The 25,641-nt window shown below is 71.4% G+C and carries 23 protein-coding genes; 14 read left to right on the forward strand and 9 right to left on the reverse strand.

The genetic code is table 11. The annotated features are described in order from the left end of the window. Positions 1-65 precede the first annotated feature (65 nt). Complete coding sequence (locus tag ACWDGI_RS03160; RefSeq protein WP_089099070.1) at positions 66-449, forward strand: WhiB family transcriptional regulator; 384 nt, start codon at positions 66-68, stop codon at positions 447-449. 126 nt (positions 450-575) lie between these two features. Here the strand turns inward: ACWDGI_RS03160 and glpX are convergent, their stop codons facing one another. Next, positions 576-1,610 carry a class II fructose-bisphosphatase gene (gene glpX / locus ACWDGI_RS03165; RefSeq protein WP_450754764.1) on the reverse strand — a complete coding sequence of 345 codons (1,035 nt, stop codon included), beginning with the start codon at positions 1,608-1,610 and terminating at the stop codon, positions 576-578. Between the two features lie 125 nt (positions 1,611-1,735). Between glpX and ACWDGI_RS03170 the strand changes: the two genes are divergently transcribed. Then, positions 1,736-2,260 (forward strand): DUF4245 domain-containing protein, encoded by a 525-nt coding sequence (locus tag ACWDGI_RS03170; protein WP_450754766.1) that lies wholly within the window; start codon positions 1,736-1,738, stop codon positions 2,258-2,260. Positions 2,261-2,360: 100 nt separating this feature from the next. Here ACWDGI_RS03170 and ACWDGI_RS03175 read toward each other — a convergent pair whose 3' ends face one another. From ACWDGI_RS03175 to ACWDGI_RS03190, 4 genes are all read right to left on the reverse strand, one after another. Beyond that, positions 2,361-2,951: a malonic semialdehyde reductase gene (locus tag ACWDGI_RS03175; RefSeq protein ID WP_450754768.1), complete on the reverse strand. Its 591-nt coding sequence runs from the start codon at positions 2,949-2,951 to the stop codon at positions 2,361-2,363. A 166-nt stretch (positions 2,952-3,117) separates the two neighbouring features. After that, positions 3,118-3,363 (reverse strand): exodeoxyribonuclease VII small subunit, encoded by a 246-nt coding sequence (locus ACWDGI_RS03180; RefSeq protein ID WP_450754770.1) that lies wholly within the window; start codon positions 3,361-3,363, stop codon positions 3,118-3,120. Positions 3,364-3,399: 36 nt separating this feature from the next. After that, positions 3,400-4,608: an exodeoxyribonuclease VII large subunit gene (xseA, locus tag ACWDGI_RS03185; protein ID WP_450754772.1), complete on the reverse strand. Its 1,209-nt coding sequence runs from the start codon at positions 4,606-4,608 to the stop codon at positions 3,400-3,402. Positions 4,609-4,642: 34 nt separating this feature from the next. Next, positions 4,643-4,825: a hypothetical protein gene (locus ACWDGI_RS03190; RefSeq protein ID WP_450754774.1), complete on the reverse strand. Its 183-nt coding sequence runs from the start codon at positions 4,823-4,825 to the stop codon at positions 4,643-4,645. Between the two features lie 38 nt (positions 4,826-4,863). Here ACWDGI_RS03190 and ACWDGI_RS03195 point away from each other — a divergent pair, with 38 nt between their 5' ends. Then, complete coding sequence (locus ACWDGI_RS03195; protein WP_450754776.1) at positions 4,864-5,877, forward strand: 4-hydroxy-3-methylbut-2-enyl diphosphate reductase; 1,014 nt, start codon at positions 4,864-4,866, stop codon at positions 5,875-5,877. 75 nt (positions 5,878-5,952) lie between these two features. Continuing rightward, on the forward strand, positions 5,953-6,702 hold the full coding sequence (gene ppgK / locus ACWDGI_RS03200; protein WP_450754778.1) for a polyphosphate--glucose phosphotransferase: 750 nt from the start codon (positions 5,953-5,955) through the stop codon (positions 6,700-6,702). A 77-nt stretch (positions 6,703-6,779) separates the two neighbouring features. Here ppgK and ACWDGI_RS03205 read toward each other — a convergent pair whose 3' ends face one another. Beyond that, entirely contained in the window at positions 6,780-7,313 is a 534-nt protein-coding gene (locus ACWDGI_RS03205; RefSeq protein WP_450754780.1) for a DUF6542 domain-containing protein, read from the reverse strand. Positions 7,314-7,509: 196 nt separating this feature from the next. On the opposite strand from ACWDGI_RS03205, the gene ychF reads away from it, so the two are divergent. Then, positions 7,510-8,598: a redox-regulated ATPase YchF gene (gene ychF, locus ACWDGI_RS03210; protein ID WP_450754782.1), complete on the forward strand. Its 1,089-nt coding sequence runs from the start codon at positions 7,510-7,512 to the stop codon at positions 8,596-8,598. Between the two features lie 59 nt (positions 8,599-8,657). On the opposite strand, the gene ACWDGI_RS03215 is transcribed toward ychF, so the two are convergent. Next, on the reverse strand, positions 8,658-9,236 hold the full coding sequence (locus ACWDGI_RS03215) for a Uma2 family endonuclease (RefSeq protein ID WP_450754784.1): 579 nt from the start codon (positions 9,234-9,236) through the stop codon (positions 8,658-8,660). Positions 9,237-9,428: 192 nt separating this feature from the next. On the opposite strand from ACWDGI_RS03215, the gene ACWDGI_RS03220 reads away from it, so the two are divergent. Further along, on the forward strand, positions 9,429-9,800 hold the full coding sequence (locus ACWDGI_RS03220) for a type II toxin-antitoxin system YoeB family toxin (protein ID WP_450754786.1): 372 nt from the start codon (positions 9,429-9,431) through the stop codon (positions 9,798-9,800). 244 nt (positions 9,801-10,044) lie between these two features. Here ACWDGI_RS03220 and ACWDGI_RS03225 read toward each other — a convergent pair whose 3' ends face one another. After that, positions 10,045-11,415, reverse strand: a complete 1,371-nt coding sequence (locus tag ACWDGI_RS03225) for a M14 family zinc carboxypeptidase (RefSeq protein WP_450754788.1) — start codon at positions 11,413-11,415, stop codon at positions 10,045-10,047. Positions 11,416-11,634: 219 nt separating this feature from the next. Between ACWDGI_RS03225 and ACWDGI_RS03230 the strand changes: the two genes are divergently transcribed. After that, complete coding sequence (locus tag ACWDGI_RS03230; protein WP_450754789.1) at positions 11,635-12,807, forward strand: HesA/MoeB/ThiF family protein; 1,173 nt, start codon at positions 11,635-11,637, stop codon at positions 12,805-12,807. Then, entirely contained in the window at positions 12,804-14,126 is a 1,323-nt protein-coding gene (locus ACWDGI_RS03235) for a hypothetical protein (RefSeq protein ID WP_450754791.1), read from the forward strand. The genes ACWDGI_RS03230 and ACWDGI_RS03235 overlap by 4 nt, the downstream gene beginning before the upstream one ends. A 407-nt stretch (positions 14,127-14,533) precedes the next feature. On the opposite strand, the gene ACWDGI_RS03240 is transcribed toward ACWDGI_RS03235, so the two are convergent. Continuing rightward, entirely contained in the window at positions 14,534-15,535 is a 1,002-nt protein-coding gene (locus ACWDGI_RS03240; protein WP_450754792.1) for a LacI family DNA-binding transcriptional regulator, read from the reverse strand. Positions 15,536-15,782: 247 nt separating this feature from the next. On the opposite strand from ACWDGI_RS03240, the gene ACWDGI_RS03245 reads away from it, so the two are divergent. The 6 genes from ACWDGI_RS03245 to ACWDGI_RS03270 all read left to right on the forward strand — a co-directional run bounded on the left by ACWDGI_RS03245 (position 15,783) and on the right by ACWDGI_RS03270 (position 25,629). After that, positions 15,783-17,120, forward strand: a complete 1,338-nt coding sequence (locus ACWDGI_RS03245) for an ABC transporter substrate-binding protein (protein WP_450754794.1) — start codon at positions 15,783-15,785, stop codon at positions 17,118-17,120. Between the two features lie 7 nt (positions 17,121-17,127). Next, complete coding sequence (locus ACWDGI_RS03250; protein WP_450754796.1) at positions 17,128-18,078, forward strand: carbohydrate ABC transporter permease; 951 nt, start codon at positions 17,128-17,130, stop codon at positions 18,076-18,078. Between the two features lie 50 nt (positions 18,079-18,128). Beyond that, a complete protein-coding gene (locus tag ACWDGI_RS03255; RefSeq protein WP_360477581.1) occupies positions 18,129-18,935 on the forward strand; it encodes a carbohydrate ABC transporter permease in 807 nt (268 codons plus the stop codon). Positions 18,936-18,958: 23 nt separating this feature from the next. Continuing rightward, the gene (locus tag ACWDGI_RS03260; RefSeq protein ID WP_450754798.1) at positions 18,959-21,685 is read left to right on the forward strand and encodes a glycoside hydrolase family 38 N-terminal domain-containing protein; all 2,727 of its coding nucleotides are present in this window, start codon (positions 18,959-18,961) and stop codon (positions 21,683-21,685) included. Positions 21,686-21,724: 39 nt separating this feature from the next. After that, on the forward strand, positions 21,725-24,709 hold the full coding sequence (locus ACWDGI_RS03265; RefSeq protein ID WP_450754800.1) for a glycoside hydrolase family 2 TIM barrel-domain containing protein: 2,985 nt from the start codon (positions 21,725-21,727) through the stop codon (positions 24,707-24,709). Positions 24,710-24,801: 92 nt separating this feature from the next. Continuing rightward, positions 24,802-25,629, forward strand: coding sequence for an oxidoreductase (locus ACWDGI_RS03270; protein ID WP_450754802.1), 828 nt, complete (start codon positions 24,802-24,804; stop codon positions 25,627-25,629). Positions 25,630-25,641 lie beyond the last annotated feature (12 nt).

Consider the following 25,641-nt stretch of genomic DNA (forward strand, 5'->3'; position numbering starts at 1 on the left):
GCGCACAGCGGGTAGGCCTTGCTGCATCGTCTCTCGCTCGCGAAGCCGTCGTCAGGAGTAGACCCGTGCTGCAACCGCCGCATTCGTCCCTGCAGGTAGCTGCCGTACCGGCCCAGCGGGTGCCAGTGCGGGACAGGGACCAAGACGCACCCTGGCACACCGAGGCGGTGTGCCGGCGCGACGAGGCCGGCCTGTTCTTCGCACCCTCCAAGGAACCAACCGCCGCCCGGCTGTCCCGGGAGGAGGCGGCCAAACGGGTCTGTGCCCGCTGTCCGGTGATGGTCGAGTGCCGCGAACACGCGCTGCTCCAGCCCGAGCCGTACGGCGTCTGGGGCGGCCTCACCGCCGCGGAGCGCCGCGTGGTCCTGGCCAGGCGCAGGCGCCGTGACATGGAACTGAAGAAGGCGGCACGAGCGGCGGCGGCGAACCGCATAGCGCAAGCCGGCTAGGCAAAAGGCGCCCTCTCCGCACAGAGGGCGCCTTTTGAGTAGTGCCCCGAAGGGGCGCGGGGAACTGCGCGACCAGCCACAACGAACCTGTAGCGCGTAGGGTCAGCAGCCCCCTCCCCGTGGGCGTTACTTGGCCCGGTCGAAATCCACCGTGCTGTACGCCCGCAGCTTGCGCAGCCGGTGCTCGGAGTCGATCCGCCGCACCGTCCCCGACTTCGACCGCATCACGATGGACTCGGTGAGCGCGGTCTCCGACCGGTACCGCACGCCGCGCAGCAGCTCGCCGTCGGTGATCCCGGTGGCGACGAAGAACACGTTCTCCCCGGTCACCAGGTCCTCGGTGGTCAGCACCCGGTCCAGGTCGTGCCCGGCGTCGATGGCCCGCTGCCGCTCCTCGTCGTCCTTGGGCCACAGCTTGCCCTGGATGGTGCCGCCCAGGCACTTCACGGCGCACGCGGAGATGATGCCCTCGGGCGTACCGCCGATGCCGAGCAGCATGTCGACGCCGGTGCCCTCGCGCAGCGCGTAGACCGAGCCGGCGACGTCACCGTCGGAGATCAGTTTGATGCGGGCGCCGGCCTCGCGGATCTCCTTGATGATCCCTTCGTGCCGCGGCCGGTCGAGGATGACGACGGTCACGTCCTCCGGCGTGGCCCGCTTCGCCTTGGCGACCCGCCGGATGTTGACGGAGACCGGCGCGTTGATGTCGACGAAGTCCGCCGCATCCGGGCCGGTGACCAGTTTGTCCATGTAGAAGACGGCGGACGGGTCGAACATGGCCCCGCGCTCGGCCGCGGCCAGTACGGCGATCGCGTTGGGCATGCCCTTCGCGGTCAGCGTGGTCCCGTCGATCGGGTCGACGGCGATGTCGACCTCGGGGCCGGTCCCGTCCCCGATGCGCTCTCCGTTGAAGAGCATCGGGGCCTCGTCCTTCTCGCCCTCCCCGATGACGACCACGCCGTTCATCGAGACGGTGGAGACGAGGGTCCGCATCGCGCGCACGGCGGCGCCGTCGGCGCCGTTCTTGTCGCCGCGGCCCACCCAGCGACCGGCGGCCATCGCGGCGGCTTCGGTCACCCGGACGAGTTCCAGGGCGAGGTTGCGGTCGGGGGCCTCGGAGGGGACATCGAGTTCGGACGGCAAGTGATGATGCTCGGTCATCGGAGCGCACCTTTCTGATACGACGACGGCCGGATGAGGGTTCCTGTCGACTCTATCGCCAGGCTGACAAAATGAGCAGGGGACCCCACGGATGAGCGCAGCGGGCACCTGCGACGATAGGGGGCGTGGCAGGCACGAACGGCAAGCAGAAGACGGTCCGGGACATGATCCTCTCCCTGGCCCTGATCGGCCTCGCGGCGGGCTTCATCTACCTGCTCGTCCCGCACGACGATCACGCTCCCGACATCCAGCGGGTCGACTACCGGGTCGAGCTGCTGACGGCTCGGCGCGCGGCGACCTACCCGGTGGCCGCGCCGGAGGGCCTGCCCAGCGCCTGGAAGGCCACCTCGGTCCGCTTCCAGGGCGAGGCCGGCGACCGCTGGCACCTCGGCTACCAGACCCCCGACGGTCAGTACGTCCAGATCGAGCAGTCGACTCAGAAGCCCACGGACTTCATCACCGACGCGAGCCAGGGTGCGTCGGCCACGAAGACGACCGAGAAGATCGGCGACCGCACCTGGACGCACTACACGGGTGGCCGCTACGACGCGCTGGTGCTGGACGACACCCCGGGTTCCACGACGGTGGTGGCCGGCACGGCCTCCTTCACCCAGCTCACGAAGATGGCCGCGGCCCTGAAGATGTCCTGACCCGCGCTGTCACTGCCCGTCCTGGCGTGACCCGTTCCGCACACACCTGAGAGGCCCCCGGCGCCGTTGCCGGGGGCCTCTCACGTGTGTGCGGGGTGGCTCAGACCGTCGTGACGACGTCGTCGTAGGCCAGGCGCGGGGAGCGCGGGAACCAGGCGTCCGGGCCCGGCTTGCCGATGTTGACGACCATGAACGGGGTGTGGTCGTCGTCCAGGAACTCCTTCTGGACGCCGGCCGCGTCGAAGCCGCCCATCGGGCCGGCGGCGAGGCCGGCGGCGCGGATGCCGACGATGAAGTACGCGGCCTGGAGGGCGGCGTTCAGGGCGGCGCTGCCCTCACGGACCGCGCGGTCGCCGAAGACGGCGTCCTTGGCCTGCGGGAAGTGCGGGAAGAGCTGCGGCAGCTCCTCGTGGAACTCGTTGTCCGCGGCGAGGATCGCGACCAGCGGGGCGGCGGCGGTCTTCTTCTGGTTGCCCTCGGCCATGTGCTGGAGCAGGCGCTCGCGGCCCTCGGGGGAGCGGACCAGAACCACCCGGAGGGGCGACTGGTTCATGGAGGTCGGGCCGTACTTGACCAGGTCGTAGATCGCCTGGACCTGCTCGTCGGACACCGGCTCGTCGGTGAAGGTGTTGGCGGTGCGGGCCTCGCGGAACAGCAGGTCCTGGGCGGTGGGGTCAAGAACAAGAGACATGTTTTCGAACTTCCTGGAGATCGCGATCCGTCGAATCCGGACCGCGGTCCGGATAGGCTGTCGGCACGACCATAACCCGTGAAGGTTCAAGCTTCAACAAAGGCCGGAGTCTGGTGATCCGCCTCACAGCCACCTTCCGCTCACACCTTCCGCTCACACCACCCGTTCACTCCTCCTCCGCGTCCCCGTCCTCCCCCTCGTCCCCGTCCTCCTCGGCCAGCGCCGCGTCCAGCCGGGCCCGCGCGCCCTCCAGCCACCGCCGGCACACCTTGGCCAGCTCCTCGCCCCGCTCCCAGAGCGCGAGGGACTCCTCGAGACTCGTCCCGCCGGCCTCCAGCCGCCGCACGGTCTCGATCAGCTCGTCCCGCGCCTGCTCGTACGAGAGGGCGGCCTCTTCCGTCCTGCTGCTCATGCACTGACCTTTCTCATCGACGGGTACGACACGGCGTCAGCCGTCCACCCGCACCGTGAACTCGCCCTCGGCGACCCGCGCCCGCAACGCCTCGCCCGGCTCGACGTCCCCCGGATCGCGCACCACATGACCGTCGTCCTTCTGCAGCACGGCGTATCCGCGCTTCAGCGTGGCGGCGGGGGAGAGGGCCACCACGCGCGCGTGGGTGTGCGTCAGCTCGGAGTCGGCACGGTCGAGCAGATGCCCGAAAGTGCGCCGCGAACGGTCCACCAGCGAGGCGACATGATCGGCCCGCTCGTCGACCATCCGGTGCGGATCCTCCATGACTGGCCGCGCCAGCGCATGCGCCAGCCCCCGCTCCTCCCGCCCCACCAGCCCGTCGGCACACCGCCGGGCCCGGTCCCGCAGCATCCGCACCCGCTCCAGCTCCTCGCCGACGTCCGGCACGACCTTCTTCGCGGCGTCGGTGGGGGTGGAGGCGCGCAGGTCGGCGACGTAGTCGAGCAGCGGGGTGTCGGGCTCGTGCCCGATGGCGGACACGACGGGCGTACGGCACTCGGCGACCGCCCGTACCAGCTGCTCGTCGGAGAACGGCAGCAGGTCCTCCACGCTGCCACCGCCACGAGCCACGATGATCACGTCGACGTCCCGCATCGCGTCGAGCTCCTTCACCGCCTGCACGACCTGCGGCACGGCGTGCACGCCCTGCACCGGCACGTTGCGCACCTCGAACCGCACCGCGGGCCACCGATGCCGGGCGTTCTCCAGGACATCCCGCTCGGCGGCCGAGGCCCGCCCGCACACCAGCCCGACCAGCTGCGGCAGGAACGGCAACGGCTTCTTCCGGTCGGCGGCGAACAGGCCCTCGGCGGCCAGCGCCTTCTTGAGCGCCTCAAGCCGCGCCAGCAGCTCCCCGACCCCGACCGGTCTTATCTCGGCAGCCCGCAACGACAGCTGCCCGCGCGGCGCGTACCACTCCGGCTTCGCGTGGACGACGACCCGCGCGCCCTCACCCACCACGTCCGCGACGGCGTCGAACACCTGCCGGTAGCAGGTGACGCCGATCGAGATGTCGTACGACGGATCCCGCAGCGTCAGGAACACCACACCGGCGCCCGGCCGCCGGGAGAGCTGGGTGATCTGTCCCTCGACCCACACGGCACCGAGCCGGTCGATCCACCCACCGATCAACCGGGACACCTCGCCGACGGGCACAGGCGCTTCGACAGACGTGTTCAAAGCCATGCGCCGAGAGTAACGGCGCCGACTGACAGGCCCGTCACCCCGCGGGCCGCCTGAACGCGGCGAACGCCACCGCGACCGAGGCGAACGCCACCGCGACCGAGGCGAACGCCACCGCGACCGAGGCGAACGCCACCGCGACCACGGCGACGGCACGGACGGGGGCCACCGCGCCGTCCGACGCGGCGTCCAGGGGCGTCGGTCTCCCCGGAACCGCCACCGGGACGCGATCTCAAGCCCCCCGAACGCGGCCTTACGATGGGTGCCATGACTGCTTCGCCTGGCCGCCGTGTCCTGCTCGCCGCCCCCCGTGGCTACTGCGCGGGTGTGGACCGCGCCGTGATCGCCGTCGAGAAGGCCCTGGAACAGTACGGGGCCCCGATCTATGTCCGCCACGAGATCGTCCACAACAAGTACGTCGTCCAGACCCTGGAGAAGAAGGGCGCGGTCTTCGTCGAGCGGACCGAGGAGGTCCCGCCGGGGAACATCGTGATGTTCTCCGCGCACGGCGTCGCCCCCGTCGTCCACGAGGAGGCCCAGCGCGGCCGCCTCGCCTCCATCGACGCGACCTGCCCGCTCGTCACCAAGGTCCACAAGGAAGCCGTCCGCTTCGCGAACGAGGACTACGACATCCTCCTGATCGGCCACGAGGGCCACGAGGAGGTCATCGGCACCTCCGGCGAGGCACCCGACCACATCCAGCTCGTCGACGGCCCGGCGGACGTGGCCAAGGTCGAGGTCCGCGATGAGTCCAAGGTCGTCTGGCTCTCCCAGACCACGCTCTCCGTGGACGAGACCATGGAGACGGTCGACGCGCTGAAGGAGAAGTTCCCGCAGCTGATCTCCCCGCCGAGCGACGACATCTGCTACGCCACCCAGAACCGTCAGCTCGCCGTGAAGCAGATGGGCGCCGAGGCCGAACTGGTCATCGTGGTCGGCTCCCGCAACTCCTCCAACTCCAAGCGGCTCGTGGAGGTCGCCAAGCTGGCCGGCTCCCGCGCGGCCCACCTGGTCGACTTCGCCAGCGAGATCGACGAGGCCTGGCTGGACGGCGTGACCACGGTCGGCGTCACCTCCGGCGCCTCCGTCCCGGAGGTGCTGGTCGAGGAGGTCCTGGAGTGGCTCGCCGAGCGCGGCTACGGCGATGTGGAGATCGTCAAGGCGGCCGAGGAGTCCATCACCTTCTCGCTGCCCAAGGAACTCCGCCGTGACCTGCGCGAAGAGGCGGCCGCCCTGGTCGCCGAGCGCGGCGGCAGCGGCACCGGGGCGTGAGCGGCGCTCGTACGACGGTGTGACCGGCGGCCGTCCGGCGTCGTGACTGTCAGTCGTACCACGTAACGTGGAGCCATGCAGATCTTCGGCGTGGACATCGGTGGTTCCGGGATCAAGGGCGCTCCCGTGGACCTGGACAAGGGCGACCTGGCCCAGGAGCGCTGCAAGGTGCTCACCCCGCATCCGGCGACGCCCGACAGCGTCGCCGACGGGGTCAAGCAGGTCATCGACCACTTCGGGTGGACCGGCCCGGTCGGGCTCACCTTCCCCGGAGTGATCAGCGACGGCACTCATATCCGTACGGCGGCGAACGTCGACAAGAGCTGGATCGACACCGACGCGCGCACGCTGTTCAGCGACCGGCTCGGCGGCCTGCCGGTGACCGTGGTCAACGACGCGGACGCGGCGGGCGTGGCCGAGATGCAGTTCGGCGCCGGCCGGGACCGCAAGGGTGTGGTCATCCTGCTCACCTTCGGCACCGGCATCGGCAGCGCCCTGTTCACCGACGGCGAGCTGGTCCCCAACACCGAGCTGGGCCACCTGGAGCTGGACGGCCACGACGCCGAGAAGAAGGCCTCCAGCAAGGCCAAGGAGGACAACGACCTCACCTGGGAACACTGGGCACGCCGGGTCACCAAGTACCTCGCCCATGTCGAGATGCTGTTCACCCCGGAGCTGTTCATCATCGGCGGCGGGGTGAGCCGCAAGGCCGACAAGTTCCTGCCCCTCATCGAGGGCATCCGGGCCGAGATCGTGCCGGCCCAGCTGCAGAACAACGCGGGGATCGTGGGCGCGGCGATGCGCGCGGCGCACCACGCCAAGTAGCCGCGGGCAGCTAACAACTGGCAGCCGGCAGGCGGCACGCGGTGGTGGGCGGCGGGCCGCCGGGAGCAGCCGGGGGATCAGCCTCCGCGCCGGTGCCGGATCAGCCGGATCCGGCGGACGACGACGATCACCCCGGCGACCAGCGTGCCGCCGTAGAGCCAGCCGGCCTGCGTGGACAGGGCCGTCACCAAGCCCATCACGCCGCCCAGGAAACCGCCGCCGCCGTCGTCGGCGACGGTCAGCAGGCCGGCGGCGAAGGCGATCGGGAAGACGACGGGGGCGGTCAGCAGATCGCTCCCGCGCACCCACAGCGCGGTCAGCGCGCACACCGGCAGGGACAGCACGCCGTACACCGGCAGGGACGCCCCGAACAGCAGATTGTCCAGGAAGCCGACCAGGAACATCACGGTCCCGCAGAACAGGCCGCCGCCGAGTCCGGTGAGCCGGGGGCCGGACGGCCGCGGGGGCCCGGCAGCCGCCGTACGGGACCCACCCGTCGCCGGCCGGCGTTCGGCCGTCGCCGGCCGTCTTCCGGCCTGCGGAGGCAGGGGTGGGCGGGGGGCTCCACGGCGCTGTCCGTGCTGTCCGGGACGGGTCCTGTGATGCTCCACCGGACCAACTTAGGTCGGTTAATGTGCCCAGTCGCAGCCCAGACACGCCGAAACCAAGCCGAAGAGCTGAGCTTGTCCAGGTGTTCGACGCGGCCGCCGGGCCGGGCCCCCGAACCCCGTAAACTGGTGGATCGGCCGGCCCGCCGGCACTGGCAGCCTCCGGCTCACTCACCCACTCACTACGGGAAGTCGCAACGTGTCGCTCACGATCGGAATCGTCGGCCTGCCCAATGTCGGCAAGTCGACCCTGTTCAACGCCCTGACCAAGAACGACGTGCTGGCGGCCAACTACCCGTTCGCCACGATCGAGCCCAACGTGGGCGTGGTCGGGGTCCCCGACGCCCGCCTGGCCAAGCTGTCCGAGATCTTCTCCTCGCAGCGGATCCTCCCGGCGACGGTCGACTTCGTCGACATCGCGGGCATCGTGAAGGGCGCCTCCGAGGGCGAGGGCCTGGGCAACAAGTTCCTCGCGAACATCCGTGAGTCCGACGCGATCTGCCAGGTCATCCGTGCCTTCAAGGACGAGAACGTCGTGCATGTCGACGGCAAGGTCTCGCCGAAGGACGACATCGAGACGATCAACACCGAGCTGATCCTCGCCGACCTCCAGACGATCGAGAAGGTCCTGCCGCGCCTCCAGAAGGAGTCGCGGATCAAGAAGGACGTGGCGCCCAAGGTCAAGGCCGTCGAGGAGGCCAAGGAGATCCTGGAGAAGGGCGACACGCTGTTCTCCCAGGGCATCGTCCAGGGCTCGGACCGCGCCGAGCTCCTCCACGACCTGCACCTCCTCACCGCCAAGCCCTTCCTCTACGTCTTCAACGTCGACGAGGACGAGCTGACCGACGACACGTTCAAGGCCGAGCAGCGCGCCCTGGTCGCCCCGGCCGAGGCGATCTTCCTCAACGCCAAGCTGGAGGCGGACCTCGCGGAGCTCGACGAGGAGGACGCCCTGGAGCTGCTGGAGTCGGTGGGAGCGGAAGAGCCCGGCCTCGCCACCCTCGCCCGCGTCGGCTTCAACACGCTCGGCCTCCAGACCTACCTCACGGCCGGCCCCAAGGAATCCCGTGCCTGGACCATCAAGAAGGGCGCCACGGCCCCCGAGGCGGCCGGTGTCATCCACACCGACTTCCAGAAGGGCTTCATCAAGGCCGAGGTCATCTCCTTCGACGACCTGGTGGAAACGGGCTCGGTGACCGAGGCCCGCGCAAAGGGCAAGGCCCGCATGGAGGGCAAGGACTACGTCATGCAGGACGGCGATGTGGTGGAGTTCCGCTTCAACGTCTAGCCGCAGCCTCACCTGAGCAGGTCGGACGGGGGTTCGGCTCTTCGGAGCCGTACCCCTGCTCAGCCTCGCGGCGGAGTGAGACTGTCGAGATCCAGGCTGATCTCGAACGGCACCGGCCGCTTCAAGGCGCCCCGGAAGATCCCCGCGGGTGCGTAGGCTCCGGTCGGTTCGTCGAGTTCGTAGGCGTGCACGACGGGGGCGCCGCCTTCGTCCTCGATGCACCAGTAGTGCGGGATGCCCGCCTCCGCGTACTTACGGAGCTTGACCGTGCGGTCCCTATGAGCGGACTCGGATGAGACGACCTCGATGACGAGCCGCACCTCGTCCGGCGCGAACCAGGTACGGTCTCCGTCGTAGTCGGCCGTCGTCAGCAGCAGGTCCGGCTCAGGCCGGTTACGCTCGTCGAGCTTTATGGTCATCTCACGGCCGACCCTGACATCACCGGGCGCCTGCTCCATGAGAGCGACGGTGAGCATGGTGACGAGGTGGCCGTGCCACCACCTCTGCGGCGACATCATGAAGACAAGCGCTCCGTCGATCAGCTCGGTGTGGCGTGGTGCCTCGGGGAGGCGGTCCAGGTCCTCCGCGAACCAGCCTTCCGCGCGCGGCGGGCGCATCCAGTCGGGCAGTGCGGTCATGGCTCAACCGTAGCGATCCGGCGAGGCTGGGGCCAAAGACGTACGAGAACGCCCTGGCCGACATCAACGTGTCGGAGCGAGAACCGATCGCCCCCGACTCGCCAGATGCGGCCAGTGGGGGCATCGCGTGAGGTTCGGCTTCGAGAACAGGGCCGGGAGGACCACACGTCCTGGCCCGACAACGACCGCAAGATGCCCGCCCGGATCAACAAGCTTGTCGAGGACCTCAAGCGTGACCCCTTCATGGGCATGGGCGCGTCCGAGCCGCTGAAGCGCCACTTGTCCGGGGTGTGGCTGACGCAGATCGACGGGCGCGGACCGCCTTGTCCACCTGGCCACGGACAAGGAGACCGTCATCCTCGCCGCTCGGTACAACTACTGACCGAGACGGGATGCCGGGGTTGGTCGACCGTGGTCATCGCCGGTCGGCCTTTCCGCCTGACAGCTCTTGCTGGGACGACGGGGCTGGGGGTCATCAGACTCAGACCTTCGTCTGTCTGGGCCATGGCGTCTGCCCCTTCCTCACGAGTGAGGTCGTCCCTCAGCCGCATCCGGTGGGCGTGAGCACGCCTGTGGGGTGACACGGCGGGCAGCAGGGTGGCGGCGAGCGCGTTGGCGCGGTGGCCGGCCCAGGTCCACCACCGAACGTCCACGTCAGGGTGGCGGACGATGACGGTGCCCCCGGGATGCACCGTGTCCAGGTGAGCGCGGTGCGCTGTTCCGCCGGTCGGGGTCGGCGACGCTTCGGACGAGGTCGGTTGCCCAGGCCAAGCGATCTGGGCGTATCGGCGTAGTGGACCGGTGAAGGTCAGTGCAAGGCGGTCAGTGTGCTCTCCGCCGCCGCCAGGACCGTGCGGGTCTGGTGGGCCACCTGCCGGCGCGCGGGTACCCGGCGTAGTCGCAGGGTCTTCTCGAAGTCCGTGCACCAGGTGGTGAAGAGGCCGTCCAGGTCGCGGTGGAGCCCCGGCGCCGCAGGGTCGTCCGCCACCTCGAGCAGTCGTAGCAGCAGACCGGCGGCGCGCAGCGGCTGTCGGCGGGCCACGATGTCCAGCGCGCAGACCTGGGCCGTCGTCAGCCCCGGCGGACCGTCGGCCGCCTGCCGGGCGAGCGGTTCCCAGGAACCGGCGACCAGGTCGTAGAGGCCGTCGGCCATCCACTCCAGGACGCGTCTGGGCGCGCAGTCCCGGGCCGGCGGCAGAAAGGGGCGCGCCTTGTCGAGGACGGCGGTCACCTGCCGTCCGCCGTCCCGTACCAGCCCGGCCAGGCCGCGCAGGACGGCACCGGCATCCGGGTGCGGGGACGGGTCGTCGGCCAGGTCGGTCGCCCACAGCGGTACTTCGACGATCGCCGTGACCCCGCCGTACCGCCCGGGAGCGCACCAGGTCGACGCCCCGATGTTCTCGGACCCGGCGGCCAGCCGGGCGGCGCTCTCCGGCGGCGGCAGGACGTAGATGCCGGGGCCGGGGTTCTCCCAGTACAGGGCGTCGAACGTGCCGCGCTGGAGCGGGATGCCGAGCGAAGCGGCCGACTTCTCGAACGGTGTGGCGAGTGGGGGGAGGGCGCGGGTCAACTGGACCCAGGTGCCGCCCGCCTCGACGCTGTGCAGGGAGCACTGGAGGACCGGCCGCAGTTCGTCGATGACGTCGAACAGGGCCTGGCTCTCGGGGAGTTCCCGGGACTCGATGGGTGCCCACTCCGGCTGTTCCGCCGCGACCGGGCGGTAGGCGGCGCGGTAGTAGTCGGCCAGGGTGCGGCCGGTCCGGGCCGTCGCCTCTTCGATGCCCCGGCTCAGCGCGGCGCCGTCCGGGTCCAGACACAGGACGATGTCCCAGGTGACGAGGGACGGGTCGGTCGCCGTGGCCGGCAGGTCGCCGCGCGGTCCCCGCGCCACGGGGGCGCTCGGCCCCCGCTGTGCCGGGCCGCTCGGCCCTCGTTCCGTCAGGGCGCCCGCCACCTGCTCCGCCAGGGCGATCGCGGTCGTGCCGCCGACCGGCTCGTCGGGGTGCGGCCGGGCGACCACCAGGACGTGGTGCGGTCCGTGTCCCACGGACAGCATCAGGAGCGGGCGGCCGGCCCGGGACGTGCCGATCCGGCGCAGCCGGCCGGTCCCGGGGAACCGGGAGACCAGCCGCCTCGCCGAGTCGGTGACTTCCGCGACCGTGAGGTAACGGTCAGGCATCGGCGTCTGGGTCAGCTGCCGCCGTTGCCACCGCTGTCGCCGGTGGTCTCCTTCTTGTCCAGCGGCCGGATCTCGATCTTGTTCGGCATGCCATGTCCTCCCGGTGGTGGCGGTGGCGTGCGGTGATTGACGTGCTCTTGCCAGAGTTCGCCGTACCGGCAACCCTTGTCAACGTCCTTGGTCCACTCGCGAGTTGAGGCTCAGGAGATTGGCGCGAAGATGACGGTACCCGCGATGCGGCGGCCTCGGATCAAGCCGGAACACCGGGCCTACCGGACGGTCGACGGCCATGTGCGGATCGGGAGTGTCGTACACGGCATCGGGGCCGAGGTCACGGATCCCGACGGCTGGGTGTGGACGCTGGTCGAGACCATGGACGGCACCCGGAGCGCGGCGGACATCGTCGCCGAGGTGTCCCGCCGCCATCCGGGACTGCGGCTGCCGGCCCCGGACATCGCCCAGGCGATCACGGACCTGACCATGGCCGGATACGTGGAGGACGCCGGTGTCGCCCCGCCCGCGGAGCTGTCCGAACGGGAACGCGAGCGGTACGGCAGGGGCATGACCCTGCTGCGCTGGATGGACCTCCGGCCCCGGGAGAGCGCCTGGGAGCCGCAGCTGCGGCTGCGCCGGGCCCGGGTGCTGCTGGTCGGCGTCGGCGGAACCGGCGGGACCGCCGCACGGGACCTGGTGGCCTCCGGGGTGGGCCGGCTGCACTGCGTCGAACCGGACGTCGTCGAACTGTCCAATCTCAACCGGCAGACCCTCTTCGGCGAGGGCGACCTCGGCACGCCGAAGATCGACGCGGCGCTGGCGGCACTGCACGACCTGAACTCGGACACGACGGTCACGGGCGAACGCCGGGAGGTGCACGGGCCGGCGGACCTCGAAGAACTGCTGACCACGGGCTGCGACGGCGGCGCGAAGTACGACGTGCTGCTGCTGGCCGCCGACCGGCCCGCGGTGATCCGCAGGTGGGCCAACCAGGTCTGTCTGGCATCCGGCACGTCGTGGGCCGAGGCCGGATACCGGGGGCCGCTGGTCAGTGTCGGGGTGTTCACGCCCGGCCGGGGTGCGTGCTGGGAGTGTCTGCGCAGCGCCGAGATCGAGCGGCGCGATCTGCGGCTCGCGCCCGGCCAGGACGAGGAGGTCGCCTCACCCCGGATGCCGTGGAACCCGGTCAACGCGGTGACCGCGGGCCTGTCCGGCAGCCTGCTGGCCCATGCCGCGCTGATGCTGCTGTGCGGGATCCCGCCGGTCGAGCCCGGATGCCGGTTCGGCCTCAACCTCATGCTGCCCGGCGACCCCGTCATGCAGCGCTCGGAGCGCCGCCCCGACTGCCCCGCCTGTGGCGCGGCCCGCGCGGCCCGGCCGGCCGGGGAGCTCGCGTGACGGAGACCGCGGCGATGGACCGGCCCCGGATCGAGCCGTCGACCCGGGTCCTGCTGCACGACCTCGGGATACGGCGGGACCGGGACGAGTGGATCGTGGGCCGCATGGCCACCCGGACCTTCGTCGCCCTGCCCGCGGCCGGGGCCCGGGCGGTGGAACTCCTCGGCCGGGGACTGAGCGTGGCCCGCACGGCGGAGCTGCTGCGCGAGGAGACCGGCGAGGAACTCGACATCACGGACTTCGTCAGGGACCTGGCCGCCCTGGGCTTCGTGGCACGGATCGGGGACCGCCCGGTCGCGGACGCCGTGCCGCCGCGCGCGTCACTGCCGTGGCTGCGGCCCCGCGCCGTCCGGCTCGCCCTGCACCCGGCGCTCCCGGTGCTCGTCGCGGTACTGCTGACGGCCGCCGTCGCCGTCCTGATCCGCCGTCCCGACCTGGTCCCCGGCTACCGAGACCTGCTGTGGAGCCCGCACGGCAGCCTGGTCCTGCTCACCGGGGCGGCGGCCGGGTGGGCGCTGCTGTTCGCCCACGAGCTGGCGCATCTGGTCACCGCCCGGGCCGCGGGTGTGCCGGGGAGGATGCGGCTCGGCACCCGGCTGCAGTTCCTCGTCATGCAGACCGACATCAGCGGCATCGAGCTCGCGCCCCGCCGCCACCGGCTGACGGCCTACCTGGCGGGTATCGCCCTCAACCTGTCCGTGGCCTCGGCCCTGGTGCCGGTCCTCGCCCTGACGCCCACCGGGACGACGGTCCACCGGCTGCTCGCCGCCGCCCTGCTGCTGGCCCTGCTGCCGCTGCCCTTCCAGTGCATGGTGTTCACGCGCACCGACCTCTACTTCGTCCTCCAGGACGTCACCGGCTGCCGGAATCTGTACGGCGACGGTCTGGCCTACGCCCGCTACCGGTTCCGACGGCTCCTGCGCGCCACCCACCTGGGCGTTGCCCGCTCCGGCGCTTACCGGTTCCGACGGCTCCTGCGCGCCACCCACCTCGGCGTTGCCCGCTCCGGCGCTTCCCGCCCCGCCGCGGCCGGTGACCCGAGCACCCGGCTCCCGCCGCACGAGCGCCGCGCCGTCCGCCTCTACAGCGTCGTCCTCGTGGCCGGCACGGTGGCCTGCCTGGCGTTCATGGCCGCCGTCACCCTTCCCGCCGACCTCACCCTGCTGGTCCGCGCGGCCCGCGGACTGGGCCCGGACCACGGTCTCGCGCGCAACGCCGACTCGGCGGCCGTGCTGGTCACCCTGGGCGGGATCAACGTCCTGTGGCTGGTGACCCGCTGGCGCAACCGCCGCGCCCGCGGGCCCGGGGGAGGTTCCTGAAGCACGACGCCCGCGACCGGGCACCCGCGCCGCGGCACCCAGTGCGACCCGCCACCTCCGCCGATGCCGTCGGGACGGGCGGTCCGAGTACATCCGCCTGCGCGGCACCGGACCGCGTGAGGGTGGGGCGGGGGTGCGGTCGTCTGGCGGCTGCGGACCGGCGGGGCCGTTCGCGCAGTTCCCCGCGCCCCCTGAGCCAGGACAGGTGGGCCCACCTCCTTGGGGGCGCGGGGAACTGCGCGACAAGCCCCCACCGGGCCGCAGCGAGTCGACGACCGCACCCGGTGCCCCGCTCACGCCTGGCCGGCACCGACGGCGGACCGCTCAGCGAACGCACGCCCGGCCCGCCGGAGGCGCCGGACCGGGCAGTCGTACGGTCCCGGCGGCCCCGTCCCATCCCCGGAGGGCTACGCCGACTCGCGCAGCCGCAGTTCCGCCCCCACCGTCAGTTCGTCGGGTCGCAGCGGAGCGGCTCCGGTCAGGAGTCTGGCGGTCTGTTCGACGGCGAGCGCGCCGAGGCGGCGGGTGTCCAGGGCCACCGTGGTCAGCGCCGGCTCGACGAGGGTGCCCAGGCCGAGGCCGTCGAAGCCCAGCACGGCGAGATCCCCGGGGACCTGGCGGCCGAGCCGGCGGGCGGCGCGCAACGCTCCGAAGGCGATGATGTCGTTGAACGTGAACACGGCGGTCAGGTGCGGGTGCCGGGCCAGGAGTTCCTGGAGCGCGCGCTCCCCGCCGTCCACGCTCTGGTCGGCGCGGGCCACCGAACCGGAGTCCAGCGCGCACGCGGACATCGCGGTGTCGAACCACTCGTGCCGGACGCTGGGCTCGGAGCGTTCCGCGTGGTCCAGCATGCCGATGTGCCGGTGCCCGGCCCCTATCAGGTGGCGTATCGCCGCGTGCACGCCCGCCTCGCCGTCGATCCGGATCGAACTGAACCGCTCGGTGGGGCTCTTCCGGTCGATGAGGACGACGGGCAGCCCCCGGGTGAGCCGCGCGATCTCGTCCTCCGGCAGGCTCAGATAGCCCACCACGGCGTCCACCTGCGCGGCGATCACCTCCAGGGTGCCCTGCTCCTCCTCGACGCGGTCGCCGGTGTCGTACACCACGACGTGCCAGCCGCGGCCCCGGGCCGCGTCCAGCGCGGCGGCGGCGACCTCGGTGAAGAACGGGTTGAGCAGATCGGGGATCACCAGTCCGACGCTGATCGTGTCCTGCCGGACCAGCCCCCGGGCGAACCGGCTAGGCCGGTAGCCCAGCTCGAGGGCGGCGTCCAGGACGCGCTGCTTGGTGGAGACGCCGATCTCGCCCTTGTCGTTGAGCGCGCGTGACACGGTCTGCCGGGACACGCCCGCGGCCTCGGCCACATCGTCGATCGTCACCCTGCGGGGTCCGGTCCCCGACGGCGCCATCTCTCACCTCCGTGCAATTGCCGACGCGACCGCGTCGCAGGGACACCGAGTATGCCGGGTCCGACGTCTTGAGCCTTGACACTCCGGCGGACCGGAGCCCACACTCCCAATCACTTCCCGTTACCGCTCCCGTGAGCGCTCACGTTACCGCTCACGGAACCTGATTCCAACCAGAAGGCATCCGCCTCCAGGTGTCAACGTCGACCCGCCTGCCGACCTTCGCCAGGCGTTCTCTGGAACGGAAGACATGACCAGCACAGCCACACGCACCCGCCTCGCCGCCGCGGCCGCCACAGCGGGCATCGTCGTACTCGCCGGATGTTCCTCGTCCGGTACGTCGGACAAGGCGTCCTCCGCCTCGTCCTGCGCACCGGCGAAGGGCAAGGTCACCCTCCAGTACTGGAACACCGTTCCGGGCATGGACAAGGTCGTCGCCCTGTGGAACAAGCAGCACCCCGACGTCCAGGTCGAGACCAAGAACATCTCCAACGACCAGTACGGCACCCTCGGCAACGCCCTCAAGGCGGGCAAGGCGCCGGACCTCGCCCAGGTCGGCTACGACGAACTGCCCAACCTGCGCACCCAGAACGCCTTCGTGGACGCCTCCGCCTGCAAGGCGGCCACCGCGGCCAAGTCGAAGTTCGTGCCCTGGACCTGGTCGCAGACCAGCTTCGGCAACACCGGGGTGTTCGCCCTCCCGCAGGACACCGGCCCGATGGCCCTGTTCGTGCGCACCGACATCTTCAAGAAGTACAACGTCGCCGTCCCCACGACCTGGGACGAGTACGCTGCGGCCGCCGAGAAGCTGCACAAGGCGGACCCCAACCTCGACATCACGTTCTTCGACCCGAACAACGCCGAGTGGTTCAACGGCCTGCTCTGGCAGAACGACGCCCACATGTACGGCTACTCCGGCGACAAGTGGCAGGTCAGCGTCGAGTCGGCGCAGAGCAAGCAGGTCGCGGACTACTGGCAGAAGCTGATCTCCGGGAAGCTGGTGCGCACCGACCTCGCCAACGGGTCGACGCAGATGTACGCGGCGTACCAGAAGGACCAGATCGCCAGTTACGTCGGCGCCGCCTGGGGCTACAGCATGTTCCGCGACAACCTGCCCAAGCAGGCGGGCAAGTGGTCGATCGTCCCGATGCCGACCTGGGGCACCAACGGCTCCTCCGGTGACTGGGGCGGCTCGACCGTCGCGTTCATGAAGGGCAGCAAGCACCTCTACGAGTCGGTCGAGTTCAACACCTGGCTGAACAGCGACCCGCAGGCGCTGGCCATGGAGAACGAGCTGGGCGGTCTCTACCCGGCGGCCGTCGACGGGCTGAAGCTGCCGGCGCTCTCCAAGGGCGTGCCGTACTACAACAACGAGAAGATCTTCGACGTCTTCGCGGACTCGTCCAAGAAGATCGACACCAGCTTCAGCTGGGGCCCCACCCAGAAGACGGTGAACCTGGCACTCCAGGACGCGATGGCCAAGGCCGCGGCCGGCGACGGAACCCTCACCGACGCGCTCGCGGCCGCCCAGGCCGCCGCGCTGAAGTCGATGAAGGACCAGGCCATTCCGGCCGAGGCGGGCAAGTGACCGCCGTATGACCGACATCGCGCCCCGCCCGACCAGCGCGGTGCCGCCGACCGGGGGCCGCCGTCGTCGTCTCGACGGCGGCGGCCCCCGGCTGGGCACCATCGCCGCCTTCGTCACCCCGTTCTTCCTGCCGTTCCTGCTCTTCTACCTGGTGCCGGTCTGCTACGCACTCTGGCAGAGCTTCCGCGTGGTGCGCCGCAGCGGAGGGCAGTACGGCACCTCGTACACGACCTTCGGTGGCTTCGACCAGTACGTCCAGGTGTTCCAGAACACCGAGTTCTGGTCCAGCATCGGCCGGATCGGCCTGTTCGGCATCGTGCAGGTGCCGGTCATGCTGTTCGTCGCGCTGACCATCTCGCTGCTCCTGGACACCCCGCTGCTCAAGGCCAAGGCGTTCTTCCGGATCACCGCGTTCATGCCGTACGCGGTGCCCGGGGTGATCGCCGCGATCATGTGGTCGTACCTCTACTCGCCGCAGCTCAGCCCCGTCGTCGACCTGCTGAACAGCGTCGGGCTGCACCCCGACTTCCTCGGCCCGGGTGCCGTGCTCTGGTCGGCCGCGAACGTCTCCACCTGGCTGTGGACCGGCTACAACATGCTGATCATGTTCTCGGCGCTCCAGTCGATCCCGCAGGAGCTCTACGAGGCCGCGAAGATCGACGGCGCCTCCAACTGGACGATCGCCTGGCGGGTCAAGGTCCCGATCATCGCCCCGTCGATCGTCCTGACCACGGTGTTCTCGATCATCGGCACGCTCCAGCTGTACGCCGAGCCGGCCGTGCTGCGGCAGATCTCCTCGAACATCTCCAGCACGTTCACCCCGAACATGCTCGCCTACACGGTGGCCTCCGGGAACAACTACCAGCAGGCCGCGGCCATCTCCGTCGTCATCGCCGTCATCACCTTCGTCCTGAGCTTCGGGTTCATGCGACTGACCTCGAAGAAGGCCGGCCTGTGAGCAACCAACCCTCCGTGATCAAAGAGAGCCGCGTCAGCCGGACCGCCGCCATGGGCCTGATGCTGCTCCTGGCCGTCTACTTCCTGCTGCCGGTCTACTTCCTGGTCGTCGCCTCGACCAAGCCGCAGGGCGACCTCGCCTCCACCAACGGGCTGGCGTTCTCGCACTTCAACCTGTTCGACAACCTGCATGTCCTGTTCACCCGCAGCGACGGCATCTTCGGCCGCTGGATCCTCAACACCGTCATCTACGCGGTGCTGGGCGCGGCCGTCGGCACCCTGATCTCCGCGCTGTGCGGCTACGCCCTCGCCAAGTTCCGGTTCCGCGGGCGGGAGTTCCTGTTCTCCGTCATCCTCGGCGGCGTCCTGGTGCCCACCACCGCGCTGGCCCTGCCGCTGTTCCTGCTGTTCTCGGCAACCGGGCTGGTCAACACCTACTTCGCGGTGTTCCTGCCGAGCATCGTCAGCCCGTTCGGCGTCTACCTGGCGCGGATCTTCACCAACGCGGCGGTCCCGCAGGAGCTGATCGAGTCGGCGCGGCTGGACGGCGCGGGTGAGTTCCGCACCTTCTTCTCGGTGGGGTTCCGGCTGATGACACCGGCCCTGGTGACCATCTTCCTGTTCCAGTTCGTGGCCATCTGGAACAACTTCTTCCTGCCGATGGTGATGCTGCAGAAGGAGTCCCTCTTCCCGATCACGCTCGGCCTGTACGAGTGGAACGGCCAGACCGCCCGGGCTCCCCTGTTGCAGCAGTCCATCATCACCGGCTCGCTGGTGTCGATCGTGCCCGTGATCATCGTGTTCATCCTGCTCCAGCGCTTCTGGCGGACCGGTCTCGCCGCCGGCTCCCTCAAGTGACCACCCGGAAGGTGCCCCACGTCATGCCCGACTCCGCCGTCTTCGTGCCCCACTTCCACTGGGACCGGGAGTGGTACGAGCCGTTCCAGGTGTTCCGGCACCGCCTCGTCACCGCCCTCGACACCGTGCTCGCCACCGCCGACGCCGACCCGGACTTCCGGTTCACCGTCGACGGGCAGATGGCCGCGGTCGAGGACTACCTGGAGATGCGCCCGGAGAACCGTGAGCGGGTCGCCGCCCTGGTCCGCGAGGGCCGGCTGGCCGTCGGACCCTGGCTGATCCTGCTCGACGAGTTCCTCTGCTCCGGCGAGACCATCGTCCGCAACCTCCAGATGGGGTGGGCGGCCGCGGAGCGCCTCGGCGGGGCCATGCCCATCGGCTACCTCCCGGACATGTTCGGCCATGTCGCGCAGATGCCGCAGATCCTGGCCCGCGCCGGCATCGAGCACGCCGCCCTGTGGCGCGGGGTGCCCGGCTCGGTCGACGGCCACGCCTTCCGCTGGCGCGCCCCCGACGGCTCCGAGGTCCGCACCGAGTTCCTCTTCGACGGGTACGACAACGGACTCGACGTCCTGCTGGTACCGGACCGGATCCGGCAGGCACTCGCCGAGTACGCCGAGCTGACCGCCGGACGCTGGGGCGGCGACCCGCTCCTCGCCATGGCCGGCACCGACCACAACGCGCCCGACCCGAAGCTGGGGGACTGGCTGCGGCGGGCCTCCGGCGAGCAGCGGCCGATCACCGTCGGCACGCTCGACGAGTACCTCCGCAAGCACGTCCGGGACGAGGTGACCGCCGTCGTCACCGGTGAACTGCGCAGCCACGTCCGGGGCAACATCCTGCCGGGCGTGCTGTCCGTGCGGCTCGGGCTCAAGCAGCGGATGGCCCTCGCCGAGCGGACCGTCGACCACGCCGAGCGGATGAACGCCCTGTGGTCCCGGCGCGACGAGTCGCACTTCCTCGCCCTCGCCTGGCACAAGATCATCGAGTCGACCGCCCACGACTCGGTGGTCGGCTCCGGCACCGACGAGACCTGCGACCAGGTCGCCGCCCGCCTCGCCGAGGCCACGCAGACCGCCCGCGCGGTCCGGGACGCGGCCCTCGCCGAGCCCGCCGCCCTGGTCCCGAGCGACGGCCACCTGGTCGCCAACCCGCTGCCCGTACCCCGTACGGCACTGGTCGAGGTGGACGTCGTGGCCGCACCGGAAGGGCGCACGCTGGTCGCGACCACCGCCGACGGCTCCGCGCACCCCGTCCAGCTGGTCTCCGAGGCACCCACCGTCCTCAGCGACGAGCGGCTCGACGCCTCGCAGCTCGAACGCGTGCTGCGCCGGATCCACCGCCGCGAGCTGTTCGGCCTGCTCATCGACCGCTACGAACTCACCCCGAACTCCCTGGTCTTCCACCTCGCCGAGGCACCGGCCGGACCCTTCGACCTGATGACCCTGCGCGGCGAGGTCGCCGCCGCCGCGGCCGCGCACCCGGGGGAGTGGCGGGTACGGACCCTGGCACAGGCCCGGGCCACCGCGCTGGTGGCCGTGCCCGTCCCCGCCGGCGGACTGGCCGCCTTCCGGGTCGAGCCGGCCGACCGGCCCACCTCCTTGGCGGCGCAGCCGGTGACGGCGGCACCCGACCGCCTCTCCAACGGTCTGGTCGAGGTCACGGTGGCCGCCGACGGCACCCTGGAGGTGACCGGACCCGACGGCACCGTCCTGTCCGGAGTCGGCCGCCTGGTCGACGGCGGCGACCGGGGCGACAGCTACAACTACGCCCCGCCGGCGCAGGACGTCCTCGTCTCCGAGCCGGCCCGGGTCGGCGTCGAACTCCTCGACCAGGGCCCGCTGCGGGCCCGGCTGCGCGTCACCCGCGTCTACGACTGGCCGGCCGCGCTCGTCGACGGCGACCGGGACCGGCGCGACGGCCGTACCGTCGCGACCCCCGTGGACATGGTGGTGGAGGTCCGCGCGGGCGAGCCGTTCGTCCGGATCGCCACCGCGTTCCTCAACCAGAGCGCCGACCACCGGCTGCGCTTCCACGTGCCGCTGCCCGAACCCGTCACCACCTCCGCGGCGGCCGGGCAGTTCGCCGTCACCGAGCGCGGGCTGACCGCCGAGGGCGGCTGGGGCGAGTACCCCCTGCCGACCTTCCCCGCGAGCTTTTTCGTGTCGGCGGGCCCGGCCACCGTGCTGCTCGACCACTCCGCCGAGTACGAACTCGTCGACGACGGCTCCGCCCTCGCCCTCACCCTGCTGCGCGCCATCGGCTCGATCAGCGTCAACCTCCACCCCCTGCGCGACGAACCCGCGGCGAGCGAGATCCCCGTCCCCGGCGCGCAGGACCTCGGCATGCGCATCGAGAACCGGTTCGCCGTACTGCCCTCGGCGAGCGGCTGGCAGGACGCGGACGCGGTCGCGCTGGCCGAGGAGTTCCGGGCCGACGTCCTGGTCGCCCGCGGGACCGCGACCGGCGGCGGCCCGCTGCCCCCGGACGCGACCGGGGTGCGGGTCGACGGCCAGGACGTCCAGGTGTCCAGCGTCCGCCGGGTCACCGACCCCGAGCACGGGCCCGGCACCGAGGTCCGGCTGGCCGCCCTGCGCGACACCGCGGCCGCCGTCCGGGTGACCGGCGCCTTCACCGAGGCCACGACCGTCGACCTGCTCGGCCGGCCGATCGCCGCGGAGCCGGTGACCGGGGACGGGCTCGAACTCGTCCTCGGCCCCTGGGAGATCCGCACCGTCGTCCTGCGCTAGCGGCACAACACCCCCCGACACCAAGAAAGTTGTGAACTCTTGCCCTCCGAGCACTCCGCGTACGTATCGGACACCGCCCCCTGGCGTGGCGCCCTGCGCCCGGCCCGCTCGTGGCTGCACTCCGACGCCCCCGCCCTCTCGCTGAACGGAAACTGGCGCTTCCGGCTGTCGCCGACGGCGGCCGTCGCCGAGGAGTTCGCGGCCGAGGACTTCGACGACCACGGCTGGGACGGCATCCCGGTGCCCGCGCACTGGGTGCTGGAGGGCGACGGCGCCCACGGCCGGCCGATCTACACGAACATCCAGTTCCCGTTCCCGATCGACCCGCCGCACGTCCCCGACGAGAACCCCACCGGTGACTACCGCCGCCACTTCGGGCTCCCCGACGGCTGGTCGGACGCCGAGCGGGTACTGCTGCGCTTCGACGGGGTGGAGTCGCTCTTCAAGGTGTGGGTGAACGGCGTCGAGATCGGCAGCGCGAGCGGCAGCCGGCTGGCCCACGAGTTCGACGTGACGTCCGCGGTCCGCCCCGGTGACAACGTCGTCGCCGTCCGGGTGCACCAGTGGTCGGCGGCCAGCTACCTGGAGGACCAGGACCAGTGGTGGCTGCCGGGCATCTTCCGGGACGTCACCCTGCTCGCCCGGCCGGCCGGCGGCGTCGAGGACGTCTGGCTGCGCCCCGGCTACGCCGACGGACACGGCCGGATCGACCCCGAGATCACCGCCGACGCCGCGGCCTTCCCCGTCACCCTGCGCATCCCCGAACTCGGCGTCGAGCGGGTCTGGGAGACGGCGGCCGACGTGACGCCCCTCGACGTCCCGGGCGTGGAGCCGTGGTCGGCCGAGGAGCCCCGGCTGTACGACGTCACCGTGTCGTCGGCGGCCGAGACCATAGCCCTGCGAGTGGGCTTCCGCACCGTCGAGATACGCGGTGACCGCTTCCTGGTCAACGGCCGCCGGGTGGTCTTCCACGGCATGAACCGGCACGAGGCCCACCCCGAGCGCGGCCGCGTCTTCGACGAGGCGCACGCCCGAGAGGACCTGGCCCGGATGAAGCGGTTCAACGTGAACGCCATCCGCACCAGCCACTACCCGCCCCACCCCCGGCTGCTCGACCTCGCCGACGAACTCGGCTTCTGGGTCGTCCTCGAATGCGACCTGGAGACCCACGGCTTCGACCACGTCGGCTGGACCGGCAACCCGACCGACGACCCGGCCTGGCGCGCGGCCTGCCTCGACCGCATCGAGCGCACCGTCGAGCGCGACAAGAACCACCCCGGCGTCGTGATGTGGTCGCTCGGCAACGAGGCCGGGACCGGCGCCAACCTCGCCGCCATGTCGGCCTGGGTGCACGCCCGTGACCCCGAGCGTCCCGTGCACTACGAGGGCGACTACACCGGCGAGTACACCGACGTCTACTCGCGCATGTACGCGACCGTCACGGAGACCGAGCAGATCGGCACGGACGGCTCCCGCGCCCCGCTGCTCGGCTGCACGCCCGCCCAGGGCGCCCGGCAGCGCACCAGGCCGTTCCTGCTGTGCGAGTACGCCCACGCGATGGGCAACGGACCCGGCGCCCTCGACCAGTACGAGGAACTGGTGCACCGGCACCCCCGGCTGCACGGCGGCTTCGTCTGGGAGTGGCGCGACCACGGCATCCTGGCCAGGACGCCGGAGGGGACGCCGTACTACGCCTACGGGGGCGACTTCGGTGAGGTCGTGCACGACGGCAACTTCGTCATGGACGGCATGGTGCTGAGCGACGACGTGCCGACGCCCGGCCTCCACGAGTTCAAGGCCGTGGTGCAGCCGATCCGGTTCGCCCTCGACGGCGACCGGCTCGCGATCACCAACCTGCGGCACTCCGCGGACACCTCCGACCTGCGCTTCCGCTGGCGCGTCGAGCACGACGGCATCCTCGTGGCGTCCGGGGACCTGAAGGTCCCGGCGGTGCCGGCGGGCGACTCGGAGCGGGTGCCGCTGCCGCAGGTCCCGGTCGCACCGGACGCCGAGACCTGGCTGACGGTCGAGGCGGTCCTGGCGGCGGAGACGGCCTGGGCACCCGAAGGGCACGAGATCGCCACCGCCCAGCTGGACCGCTCGGCACCCCGCCCGGTGCCCGCCGTCCGGCGCCGGACCGGCTGGCGGCCGGCCGCGGGCACCCGCACCCTCGGCATCGCCGAGTTCACCGGCGGATCCCTCACCCGCCTCGCCGGACGGCCGGTGACCGGCCCGCGGCTGGAACTGTTCCGCGCCCCGACCGACAACGACGAGGGCACCTCCGACCGGCTGGAGGGCAGCGACGCCAGCGCCGCCGACGTGTCCAGCGCCGACCTGTGGCGCCGGGACGGACTCGACCGCCTCACCGCACGGCGGGTCACCGTGGAAGAGGCCACGGACGCCCTGCGCACCGTCGACCGGGTCTCCGCCGCGCACTCCGCGCTGTCGGTGACGGTGGAGACCGTGTGGTCCGTCGAGGACGGCGAGCTGGAACTGCGCGTGGACATCGAGCCCTCGCGCGGCTGGACGACGGTGTGGCCGCGGATCGGGGTGCACCTCGAACTGCCCGACGGGACGGCCCCGGTGGACGGCGCCGACTGGTTCGGCCTGGGCCCGCACGAGTCCTACCCCGACAGCCTCCGCGCGGCCCGCACCGGCCGGTTCTCCGCCGCCGTCGCGGACCTCGCGGCCGGCTACGCCCGCCCCCAGGAGACCGGCCACCGCTCCCGGCTCCGCCACCTCACGCTGACCAGCGCCGACACCGAGGTACTGCACCTGACGGCGCTCCCCGACACCCGGGGACGGCGTCCCGGCTTCACCCTGGCCCGCCACACCCCCCAGCAGCTCGCCCGGGCCGCCCACCCCTTCGAACTCCCGGAGTCCACCACCAGCCACCTGATCATCGACGCGGCCCAGCACGGCCTCGGCTCCCGGGCCTGCGGACCGGACGTGTGGCCCGAGTTCGCGCTGCGCCCCGAGGCACGCACGATCAGGCTGCGCATCACCCAGGGCGTACGCCGGTGAGGTGAACCCGTCCCCAAAACCCGTTGGACGCGAACTCCCTTCCGGGCGAGGGTGGTCGGCTGGACCGACCGCGGACAGCAGGGAGACGGGACATGACCAGGATCTGGCTCATCACCGGGGCGAGCAGCGGCTTCGGACGGGCGCTCGCCGAGGCCGCGCTCGCCGCGGGTGACACCGTCGTCGGGGCGGCCCGGCGCCCCGGGGCACTGGACGACCTGGCCGCCGCCCACCCGGGGCGGCTGGACCCGGTACGTCTGGACGTCACGGACATCGCCGCGATCGAGCCCGCGGTACGGGACGTCGTGGCCCGGCACGGACGGATCGACGTCCTCGTCAACAACGCCGGCCGTACCCATGTCGGCGCCTTCGAGGAGACCACGGACGCCGAACTGCGCGACCTGTTCGACCTCCATGTGTTCGGGCCGGCCGCGCTGGTCCGGGCGGTCCTGCCGCAGCTGCGGAGCCAGCGCTCGGGCACGATCGTGCAGATGAGCAGCATGGGCGGCCAGATGTCCTTCGCGGGCTTCTCGGCCTACAGCGGCACGAAGTTCGCGCTGGAGGGCATGTCCGAGGGGCTCGCCGACGAGGTGCGGGAGTTCGGGATCAAGGTGCTGATCGTGGAACCGGGCGCCTTCCGTACCTCCCTCTTCGACGCCGGCCGGGCCGGGGCCAGCCCCGACACCGGGGTGTACCCGAAGGTCGCCCTGACCCGTGACGCCGTCGAGAGCGGCCACGGCACCCAGCCCGGCGACCCGGCCAAGGCGGCCGCCCTGATCCTGGCCGCCCTGGCCGCCGAGGAGACCCCGCTGCACCTGCCCCTGGGCGACGACGCGGTGACCGCCGTACTGACCCAACTGGACGCCGTACGAGGGGACATCGCCGCGTGGGAGAAGCGCACCCGGGCCACTGACTTCGGCTGAGCGTCAGCGTCC

Source organism: Streptomyces sp. NPDC001220 (assembly GCF_053597895.1).